This window comes from Paraburkholderia sp., from assembly GCF_034668105.1.
Taxonomy (GTDB): Bacteria; Pseudomonadota; Gammaproteobacteria; order Burkholderiales; family Burkholderiaceae; genus Paraburkholderia.
This window is the reverse complement of the sequence record NZ_JAXDPY010000487.1, coordinates 1-9,541: the sequence shown is the minus strand read 5'-3', so window position 1 is coordinate 9,541 and position 9,541 is coordinate 1. Positions and strand designations below refer to the sequence as shown.

General features: G+C 66.0%; 9 protein-coding genes, 1 pseudogene and 1 riboswitch. Of the genes and pseudogenes, 5 read left to right on the top strand and 5 right to left on the bottom strand.

The features are described from left to right. The coding region (locus tag QOC89_RS22085) for a DUF1488 domain-containing protein (protein ID WP_323046963.1) at window positions 1-219 on the bottom strand (219 nt) is incomplete at its 3' end. A gap of 224 nt (window positions 220-443) precedes the next feature. Here QOC89_RS22085 and QOC89_RS22080 point away from each other — a divergent pair. Beyond that, window positions 444-1,937 (top strand): MDR family MFS transporter, encoded by a 1,494-nt coding sequence (locus QOC89_RS22080; RefSeq protein WP_323046962.1) that lies wholly within the window; start codon window positions 444-446, stop codon window positions 1,935-1,937. A gap of 196 nt (window positions 1,938-2,133) precedes the next feature. Here QOC89_RS22080 and cobM read toward each other — a convergent pair whose 3' ends face one another. From cobM to cbiE, 4 genes are read right to left on the bottom strand one after another with little or no spacing between them, the layout of a single operon-like run. Next, window positions 2,134-2,862 carry a precorrin-4 C(11)-methyltransferase gene (gene cobM, locus QOC89_RS22075; RefSeq protein WP_323046961.1) on the bottom strand — a complete coding sequence of 243 codons (729 nt, stop codon included), beginning with the start codon at window positions 2,860-2,862 and terminating at the stop codon, window positions 2,134-2,136. A gap of 44 nt (window positions 2,863-2,906) precedes the next feature. Next, window positions 2,907-3,635 (bottom strand): cobalt-precorrin-6A reductase, encoded by a 729-nt coding sequence (locus QOC89_RS22070; protein ID WP_323046960.1) that lies wholly within the window; start codon window positions 3,633-3,635, stop codon window positions 2,907-2,909. Next, window positions 3,632-4,720, bottom strand: coding sequence for a cobalt-precorrin-5B (C(1))-methyltransferase (locus tag QOC89_RS22065; protein ID WP_323046959.1), 1,089 nt, complete (start codon window positions 4,718-4,720; stop codon window positions 3,632-3,634). The genes QOC89_RS22070 and QOC89_RS22065 overlap by 4 nt, the downstream gene beginning before the upstream one ends. Beyond that, window positions 4,720-5,943 (bottom strand): precorrin-6y C5,15-methyltransferase (decarboxylating) subunit CbiE, encoded by a 1,224-nt coding sequence (cbiE, locus tag QOC89_RS22060; RefSeq protein WP_323046958.1) that lies wholly within the window; start codon window positions 5,941-5,943, stop codon window positions 4,720-4,722. The genes QOC89_RS22065 and cbiE overlap by 1 nt, the downstream gene beginning before the upstream one ends. Window positions 5,944-6,027: 84 nt before the next feature. Beyond that, a riboswitch (cobalamin riboswitch) is annotated at window positions 6,028-6,207 on the top strand. Window positions 6,208-6,290: 83 nt separating this feature from the next. Between cbiE and cobG the strand changes: the two genes are divergently transcribed. The 4 genes and pseudogenes from cobG to QOC89_RS22040 form a co-directional block, all read left to right on the top strand. After that, window positions 6,291-7,721: a precorrin-3B synthase gene (gene cobG, locus QOC89_RS22055; RefSeq protein WP_416340437.1), complete on the top strand. Its 1,431-nt coding sequence runs from the start codon at window positions 6,291-6,293 to the stop codon at window positions 7,719-7,721. Continuing rightward, entirely contained in the window at window positions 7,714-8,340 is a 627-nt protein-coding gene (locus tag QOC89_RS22050) for a precorrin-8X methylmutase (protein WP_323046956.1), read from the top strand. The genes cobG and QOC89_RS22050 overlap by 8 nt, the downstream gene beginning before the upstream one ends. Next, a complete protein-coding gene (locus tag QOC89_RS22045; protein WP_323046955.1) occupies window positions 8,341-9,072 on the top strand; it encodes a precorrin-2 C(20)-methyltransferase in 732 nt (243 codons plus the stop codon). Further along, window positions 9,069-9,541, top strand: a pseudogene (locus QOC89_RS22040) (cobalamin biosynthesis protein CbiG); the annotation flags it as partial. The gene QOC89_RS22045 and the pseudogene QOC89_RS22040, both read left to right, overlap by 4 nt.

Genomic DNA, 9,541 nt, shown 5'->3' with positions numbered 1-9,541 from the left:
GTTCTTTTCGAGGACCCGCCGGGTAGCATTTTCAATTTGCGCGCGGTTTGCCTCGAAGGTACCGACCAGATTGTGGGCCGATGGTCCCTCGTTGCCGAAATGGTCATTCAGCGCGTCCAGCGACACGCTGCACCAGACGTCTGCTCCATCGACATTGGCTTCGAAGGCGACGCGCGCCGCTGCCACCACTTCACGGCGTCCGGTGAATTCGATCCTCATAATGACCCTCCATTTGGCGAAAGTGACGCTGAGCGCGCAAAGGTTGTGCCAAGCCGTTTTGACTTCGCCATCGCCTCGCGATAACGGCTTTTCGTTCAGCGCACATTCTCCACAAGGTGCATACTCATGATCGGCCGCCTTCGGGCGGCCGCGCTTATGCGTCGCGGCGTGCATGTTATCTGTCACGCCGTCAGACGCTTCCAACATACTAATATTACCGCCCCATGTCCCGCAGCCCGCAATCATCGCGTCCTCTCATCATTGCCGCAGTCATGGCTTCAATGGCAATGGTCGCCATCGAAGCCACCATCGTTTCCACCGCCATGCCACAGATCGTCGCGCAACTCGGCGATCTACATCTCTATAGCTGGGTGTTTTCCTCGTTCCTGCTGACGCAAACCGCGATGACCGTGGTGTTCGGCAAACTCGCCGACCTGTACGGGCGCAAGCCCGTCATGCTGGCCGGCATCGCGATCTTTCTGCTCGGCTCGGTGCTGGCCGGCTTCGCCTGGTCGATGCCCGCCATGATCGTGTTCCGCCTGATTCAAGGTGTTGGCGCGGGTGCGATCCAGCCGGTCACGCTGACCATCGTCGCCGATCTCTATCCGGCGCGCGAACGCGGCAAGGTACAAGGCTATCTTGCCAGCGTGTGGGCCATTTCCGCGGTGATCGGACCGATGGTGGGCGGCTTCATCATTCACAACCTGTCCTGGGCGTGGATCTTCTGGATGAACGTGCCGATCGGCCTTGCGTCCGCGGCAGGCTTCATTGCGTTCCTGCGCGAATCGGAGCGGCATGCGCGTCCGTCGATCGACTTCGCGGGCGCGGCGCTGTTCATGGCGGCGATCGCCGCCTTGATGATGGCGCTGACTTACGCCGGCGACGACGATCTCGCCAAGGCATCGCTCGCAGGCGGCGCGTTCATGGTGTGCCTGCTGGCGTTCGTATTTCAGGAGCGCCGCGCGGCCGAGCCGATGATCTCGTTCGCGCTGTGGAGCCGCCGGCCGATTGCCGCGTGCAATGCCTCAACCGTGCTGTCCGGCATGATCCTGATGGGCGCCACCACCTTCCTGCCGATGTATGTTCAGGGCGTGCTGCACCGCTCGCCCGTGGTCGCCGGTCTGGCGCTCACGATGATGATGGTGGGCTGGCCGACGGGCGCGACGTTCGCGGCGAAATCGCTGCATCGTCTCGGCCTGCGGCGCATCCTGATCGGCGGCAGCGCCTTCGTGCCGATCGGCGCGGTGCTGCTGCTGTTCCTGCAACCCGGTGGCTCGCCGCTCGTCGCGGCGTTCGGTTCGCTCATCATGGGCTTCGGCATGGGCACGTCGAGCGTCAGTTCGCTGATGCTGATCCAGGAGATCGTCAAGATGGAGGAGCGCGGCAGCGCCACCGCGTCCAATCTGTTTTCGCGCAATCTCGGCAGCACGCTGGGCGCAACGGTGTTCGGCGCCGTGCTCAACTTCGGGCTCAGTCACTCGAAGGGCGTCGCCGTGGTCACATCTGACCAGCTAAAGGCCCTGCTGCAGAATCAGGTAACGAGCCTCGCCGACAGCGACATGATTCGCATGGTGTTGCATCAGTCGCTGCACCTGACCTTCATCGCAATCTTTGTGATTTCGATTTTTGTGGTCGCGCTGTTCGGGTTCGTGCCGGCGATCAACATTGGGGCCGACAAGCAGATGCCGATTGAAGCGCTCGCGCCGCTTGAAGACTGAGCCTCTCGTTTCGCTAAGGGCCGCTCGCGGGCGGCGTGGCCGCGAAAAAGTCGAGCGCCCGGGCGCGTTCGACGGCGTGCTCGCCGAGCCGATGCTGGGCTGCACATCGGGTTCATGTCCATCCTGCCGATCGAGTCGCATATGTAGAACGGCAGTCGGTGCCGCTTACCGGAAATCGCCGCCCGCCCGAATCGGCTCAGCCACCCTTCGCGTACAACGTCGACTCCGCGAATCCTTCCGCAGCGAGCACGTGTCCCACCAGAATCAGCGCGGTCCGCTCGATAGGCGTGGACTGCACCTTGCCGACGATATCGTCGAGCGTGCCGGTGATTTTTTCTTCATCCGGCCAGCTCGCGCGGTAGATCACCGCGATCGGACAATCGCCACCGTAATGCGGCCGCAATTCATCGACGATGCGCGCCAGATGGCGCACGCCGAGGTGAATGGCCATGGTCGCGCGATGTCTCGCGAGGTCGGCGAGTTGTTCGCCTGCGGGCATGGTCGTTTTGCTGGCGAAGCGCGTGAGGATCAGCGTCTGCGAAATATCGGGCAACGTGAGTTCGCAACCGAGCGCCGCCGCGCACGCCGCGGTCGCCGTGACACCGGGCACGATCTCGTAGGGAATGCCGAGTTCGCGAAGTCTGCGGATCTGCTCGCCGATCGCGCCATACAACGACGGGTCGCCGGAATGCACGCGCGCCACGTCCTGGCCTTTGTCGTGCGCCGCTTTGAGCAACGCGACGATCTGATCGAGGTCGAGCTCAGCGGTATTCACGACCTGCTCCGCGACATGCCCTTCCAACACGGCGGCCGGCACCAGCGAACCTGCGTACAGGATTACCGGGCAGCCACGCACGAGGCGTTGGCCTTTTACTGTGATCAGTTCCGGGTCGCCGGGACCCGCGCCGATAAAAAACACCGTCATTCAATACTCCAGACTCGTTCGGCCGGCATGCCATGCATGGGCCATTAATCTAAGCCTTGCGCCCGCAATGCTTCCACCAGGTCGGCCACGTTGGCAAACTCGCGATCGACTGCGGGCAAGTCAGGCCGCCGCAGCATCACGACTGGCAAACCGCGTTCGCGCGCGATCTCGAGTTTCGCTTCTGTCGCGCGGCCACCGCTGTTTTTGCTGACGACCACATCGAATGCTTCGGCGCTGAACAGCGCTCGCTCGCCTTCCAGCGTGAACGGGCCACGTGCCGCCAGAATCCGCGCACGTGGATGGGTCTCGTGTGCTTCCAGGCAGCGTATCGTCCAGAACTGCTGCGACGGGATGTCGTCGAGATGCGCGAGCGGTTCACGGCCGAGCGTGAACAGCGGCCGTTTGAACGGAGCCAGCGCGGCCGTGAGTGCGGCCCAGGCGTCGACCATGCGCCAGTCGTCACCCGCTCGTGGCAGCCACCCCGGGCGACGCAGCGCCCAGCATGGCACGCGCGCGGCGCCGCTCGCTTTCGCCGCATTCGCGCTGATCCGCGCGGCGTACGGATGCGTTGCGTCGATCACGAGGCCGATACATTCGTCTTCGATATAGCGCGCCATGCCCTCGCTGCCGCCGAAGCCGCCCACGCGTACGCGGCATGCGAGATCGTCCGGCACCTTGCCGAGACCCGCGAGACTGTACACGTGCCCGGGGCCGAGCTGTCCGGCGAGACGCAACGCGTCGCCGGTGCCACCGAGCAGCAGGATCCGCGTCACCGCGCGACTCCGATCAGATTGCCCTGGCGGTCGATCGCGAACATTTCGACCGCGACCTGCGGCGGCACGATCTCGCGCGCGACCGCAAGCGCATGCCGGCAGACGATATCGCCGAGCGGCACCTGGTGCGCGTGCGCCAGCGCGACGGCCTGCTGGCTCGTATTGGCCGCGAGGATCGCCGCCTGCAATCCAGCGTCGGCGCCCTGCCCGGCGGCCCACGCTGCAAGCCGCTCCAGGTCGATGCTCGAATTGCGGCTATGCAGGTCGAGGTGCCCGGCGGCCAGCTTGCTGAGCTTACCGAAGCCGCCGCACACGCTCAGGCGCTCGACCGGCGCGCGCTTCATATGCTTGAGCACCGCGCCGACGAAGTCGCCCATTTCGATTAGCGCGATATCCGGCAGACCATAATGCGCGCGCATCGCGTCTTCGCTCGCGTTGCCGGTGCAGGCCGCGAGATGCACGTAACCGTTGGCACGCGCGACGTCGATGCCCTGATGAATCGACGCGATATAGGCCGAACACGAGAACGGCCGCACGATGCCGGTGGTGCCGAGAATCGACAAGCCGCCGAGAATGCCAAGGCGCGGGTTCATCGTCTTCAGGGCAAGTGCTTCGCCGCCTTCGACGCCGATCGTCACGTCGAAACCGCCGCTGTATGCATGTTCATCCGCGAGCGCGGACAGATGCTCGGTCATCATCCGGCGCGGCACGGGATTGATCGCCGGTTCGCCGACCGGCAGCGTGAGGCCGGCGCGCGTGACCGTGCCGACGCCAGGCCCCGCGCGGAACATCACGCCCGGCTCCGCACGCAGGCGCACGCGGGCGAAGACGATCGCGCCGTGGGTCACGTCGGGGTCATCGCCGGCGTCTTTCACGGTGCCGGCCTCCGCGCCGTCCGCCGTGAGGCGGCAAAACACCAGCGGCATCGGCACATGCTGCCCCTTCGGCAACACGATCTCCGCGACTTCGCTGACGATACCCGCGAGCAATAGACGCGCGGCCGCGAGCGACGTCGCGGTGGCGCAACTGCCGGTGGTGTAGCCGCTACGCAGCGGCGCGGGTCGTTCGGGCGTTTCTTCGCGCATTACGGTTGGGGCGGGGCATCGCCCGGCTTCGTGACATCCAGCAAGGTGATCGGCAGCGCCTGACGCCAGGTATCGAACCCACCGAGCGGCTGCGCGTCGGCCAGCGCGATGCGGGTCAGCGTGCCGCCATGCTGTGCCCGCCACGCCACGAGCGCCGCCTCGCCCTGCAATGTGACCGCATTCGCGACCAGCCGCCCGCCGTCGCGCAGACGCGCCCAGCACGTTTCGAGCACGCCCGGCACCGTCACACCGCCGCCGATGAACACGGCGTCCGGCGCCGCCAATCCTGCCAGCGCATCCGGCGCGCGGCCGGCCACCAGCTGCAAGCCCGGCACGCCCAACGCATCGCGATTGTGTTCGATGAACCGCTGCCGCTCCGCATGCCCTTCGATCGCGATCGCGCGGCAAGTCCGGTGCGCGCGCATCCATTCGATGCCGATCGAGCCGCTGCCCGCGCCGACATCCCATAACAATTCGCCCGGCGTCGGCGCGAGACGCGCCAGCGTGATTGCGCGCACGTCGCGTTTGGTCAATTGACCGTCATGGCGAAACGCGTCATCGGGCAAGCCGGAGGTCAACGGCAAACGCGGCGCGCCTTCCGTTGCGCGGCATTCGAGTGCGATCAGATTCAGCGCCGCGGCTTCGCCCGCGGACCATTGATCCGCGCGGCCATCGATACACCGCTCCAGTTCGCCGCCCAGATGTTCCAGCACGGTCATTCGCGTCGCGCCGAAACCGCGCGCACTCAGCAGTTCGGCCAGCGCCGCGGGCGTGCGCCCATCGGCGCTCAGCACGAAGACACGCGCGCCGTCGTGCAGATGAGCGTTCAGTATCGGCAAGGGCCGGCCGACCAGCGAAACGGTCGCGACATCCTGCAACGGCCAGCCAAGCCGCGCGGCCGCCAGCGACAAGGACGACGGTGCGGGCAGCACCCGCAACTCGGCCGCCGGCAACTGTCGCGCCAGCGTCGCGCCGACGCCGAATAGCATCGGGTCGCCACTCGCCAGCACACACACGGAGCCGCTACGCTCGGCCAGCAAAGGCGTCAGATCGAACGGCCGCGGCCACGCCGCGCGGCGCGCAGCGAGCCGCGCGGGCAGCATCGCCAGATGCCGTTCGCCGCCGTAGACCACCGACGCCTCGAGCAAAGCACGCCGCGCGGGCCGCCCCAAGCCGGCGAAGCCGTCATCGCCTATGCCCACCACGGTCAGCCACGCCGGCATGCATCCATCCCTGTCCTGTATCTTCAAATAGTGCGCTGTGCCACGCCGATCAAAGCGTCCAGCCTCGTTGTGCTGTTCGAAAAAAGGCATAATACAGCCGCCGGCGCCCTTCGGGGCCGAAGAGGGAACACAGTGCCGCTGTGGCTGCCCCCGCAACTGTATGCAGCGAGTCCGCCTGCGCTCCGCGCCACTGGTTCGACCGGGAAGGCCGCGGCGGACCATGACCTGCCAGCCAGGAGACCTGCCGGCCAGACTGTTCGTGCCAGCCACCATCGGGCGGGGTGTACCGATGCCGCAGCAATGCCCGCCTGGGCGGCGCTCGGGCCATCGCGCGACGCTCAAACCCGGTGTCCGTCTTGAAGCAAGTTTCGCCCTCCTCCCCTGTTTTGCCCGACGCGGCCTGCGCGCTGCGGCCCTCGGCGTGCCCGGGGCTGCTGCGCATCGTCGCTGCGCGCGACGGCGGGATTTGCCGGATCAAATTGCCCGGCGGCGAGTTGAGCGCGGCGCAGGCGGCGGTGATCGCGGACGTGAGCGAGCGCCATGCGACCGGGGTGATCGAGCTGACCAATCGCGCGAATCTACAGGTACGTGGCGTGCGCGGCGGGCATGAGGCGGCGCTGATCGCGGCGCTGGTCGATGCGGGGTTTGGGCCGATGGCGTCGATGTCGATGTCGAATCTGCAACTGGCCTCGGCCGCCGACGACGTGCGCAACGTCATGATCAGCCCCGCAGCCGGGCGTGATCCGTTCGCGCTGTTCGACACGAGACCGCTTTGCGCCGAGCTTCTCGCGCTGCTGCAAAGCGATGCGCGTTTCGCGGCGCTGTCGCCGAAATTTGCGTTGTTGGTCGACGGTGGCGAGCGCCTTGCGAGGCTCGATCATCCGCATGATGTCTGGCTGGCGGCCACGCAATCTGGAGACGGGGTGCGATTTGTGTCTGGTTTGGCGGGTTGTCCGCCTGTTTCGGCGACGATGGCGAATGCGAATACCGGCGCCGTTGCAGCCGTGCTGCCTTCGCAAGTCACCGCCCTGGTCCGCGCGTTGCTGCATACGTTCCTCGATCTGGCAGCCGCCGATGCCACGCGCATGCGTCACATGCTGACCATCCACTCGATCGACGCCGTATTGCAGCACGCTCAAAGGTACGTCGATTTTCCGCTGTCCCGCGATACGTCGCTGGCAAACTGGCAACGCGCGACGCCTGCCGATGCCGCCCTTCGACTCGGCGCGCACGCACAGCGCGTAGTGGGCAGGCTGCACGTAGGCGGCCAACCCCCACTCGGACGCGTCGATGCAGCGACCCTGCGCAGCCTCGCCACGCTCTCGCAACAACAAGGCAACGGCACGCTACGCTTCACGCCCTGGCAAAGCGTGCTGCTGCCCGATATCGCCGCCCATGCCGCGCCCGCCGTACTCGCTGAAATGGTCGCGCTAGGCCTTGCCTGCGACCCCGCGCAGCCTCTCGCGCACTTGATCGCCTGCGCCGGTTCAACCGGCTGTGTAAAGGGCCTCGCCGATACCAAAGCCGACGCGCTGCTTCTAGCGGAGCGCCTCGCCGGCGGCGTCGAGATCCATCTGAGTGGATGTCCGCGCTCGTGCGCCGCCGCGCATTGCGCCCCGTACACACTGCTGGCCGCCGCGCCCGGCATCTACGACCTTTATCGGCGCGACAGCCAGCCGGATTTCGGCTCGTGCGTCGCGCGCCACGTCACGATCGAACAGGCCGCCGACCTGCTCGACTCATTGGCACACCCGGCCCGGAGCCCTTCAGATGCTTGATTACATTCGCGACGGTCAGGAGATCTATCGCCAATCCTTCGCGACGATACGTGCGGAAGCCGATCTCTCGCGCATTCCCGCCGACCTCGAAAAACTCGCGGTGCGCGTGATTCACGCCTGCGGCATGGTCGACGTCATTGAAGACCTGCAGTTCTCTGAAGGCGCAGGCGCGGCGGGCCGCACGGCCCTCGCACAGGGCGCGCCGATTCTGTGCGATGCCGGCATGGTGGCGCAAGGCATCACGCGCGCGCGACTGCCGGCGAACAACGAGGTGATCTGCACGCTCACGCACCAGGACGTGCCCGCGCTCGCGCGCGAACTCGGCAATACGCGCTCGGCCGTCGCGCTCGAATTGTGGCGGCCGCATCTGGCAGGCAGCGTGGTCGTGATCGGCAACGCGCCGACCGCGCTCTTCCATTTGCTCGACATGCTGGATGCGGGCGCGCCGAAGCCGGCGTTGATCCTGGGTTTCCCGGTCGGTTTCGTCGGCGCGGCCGAATCGAAAGTGCTGCTTGCCGAAGACAGCCGCGGCGTGCCCTACGTCGTGGTTCACGGTCGACGTGGCGGCAGCGCGATGGCCGCCGCCGCGGTGAATGCGCTGGCGACGGAGGTCGAGTAAATGACCGTGCAAGGACGTTTATTCGGACTGGGCGTCGGCCCAGGCGACCCCGAACTCATCACGCTAAAAGCGCTGCGTTTGCTGAAAGCGGCACCCGTGGTCGCGTATTTCGTGGCGAAGGGTAAGAAGGGCAACGCGTTCAGTATCATCGAAGCGCATTTGCACGAGGCTCAACAGCATCTGCCGCTCGTTTATCCCGTCACGACGGAAGCGCTCGAACCGCCGCTTTCGTACGAAGCGATCATCGCCGACTTCTACGACACCGCCGCGCAGATCGTCGCGGCTCACCTGGACGCAGGCCGCGACGTCGCGGTGATTTGCGAAGGCGATCCGTTTTTCTACGGCTCGTATATGTATTTGCACGACCGGCTCGCGCCCCGCTTCGAGGCCGAGGTCGTGCCGGGCGTGTGCTCGATGCTCGGTGGCGCGGCGGTACTCGGCGCGCCGCTGGTGTATCGCAATCAGAGTTTGTCGGTGCTCTCCGGCGTGTTGCCCGAGGACGAATTGCGCCGGCGTCTTGCCGATGCCGACGCTGCCGTCATCATGAAACTCGGCCGCAATTTCGATAAGGTGCGGCGCGTGCTCGGCGAACTGGGACTCGCGCATCGTGCGCTTTACGTTGAGCGCGCAACGATGGGCAATCAACGCATCGTGCCGCTCGCCGAGGTCGATCCGATGGCTTCGCCGTATTTTTCGCTGCTCGTCGTGCCGGGGGAAAAATGGCAAGGATGACGCCGCCTGCGATTGTGATTCTCGGTGCGGGCGCGCTGGCAACCGCGCGACGCATTCAGGCGCTGTATGCCGGTTGCGAGGTGCATGCGTTGCGCGGGCGTGTCGAGGCCGACGTTGCATACGCGGAGCTCGGCGCGCATTTGCGTGAACTGTATGCGCGCGGCACGCCGATCGTCGCACTGTGCGCCGCCGGCATTGTGATTCGATGCGTTGGGCCGTTGCTGTCGAACAAGGGCGTCGAGCCGCCGGTTTTAGCGGTTGCCGAAGACGGCAGCGCGGTCGTGCCGTTGCTCGGCGGCCTTGCGGGTGTCAACGTGATCGCGCGTGAGATTGCGGCTGCATTGGGTGCGTCGCCGGCGATTACGACGAGCGGTGAACTGCGCTTCGGCACATGTGTGCTCAATCCGCCTGATGGCTACGCGCTTGCCGATATCGGGCAAGGCAAGCGCTTCGTGTCGGATCTGCTGGC

Excerpts from the sequence above, each read along its gene's own strand:
- cobM (WP_323046961.1), bottom strand. The coding sequence starts at position 2,862 with ATGACGGTGTTTTTTATCGGCGCGGGTCCCGGCGACCCGGAACTGATC.
- QOC89_RS22045 (WP_323046955.1), top strand. The coding sequence starts at position 8,341 with ATGACCGTGCAAGGACGTTTATTCGGACTGGGCGTCGGCCCAGGCGAC.
- QOC89_RS22050 (WP_323046956.1), top strand. The coding sequence starts at position 7,714 with ATGCTTGATTACATTCGCGACGGTCAGGAGATCTATCGCCAATCCTTC.
- cbiE (WP_323046958.1), bottom strand. The coding sequence starts at position 5,943 with ATGCCGGCGTGGCTGACCGTGGTGGGCATAGGCGATGACGGCTTCGCC.
- QOC89_RS22065 (WP_323046959.1), bottom strand. The coding sequence starts at position 4,720 with ATGCGCGAAGAAACGCCCGAACGACCCGCGCCGCTGCGTAGCGGCTAC.
- QOC89_RS22080 (WP_323046962.1), top strand. The coding sequence starts at position 444 with ATGTCCCGCAGCCCGCAATCATCGCGTCCTCTCATCATTGCCGCAGTC.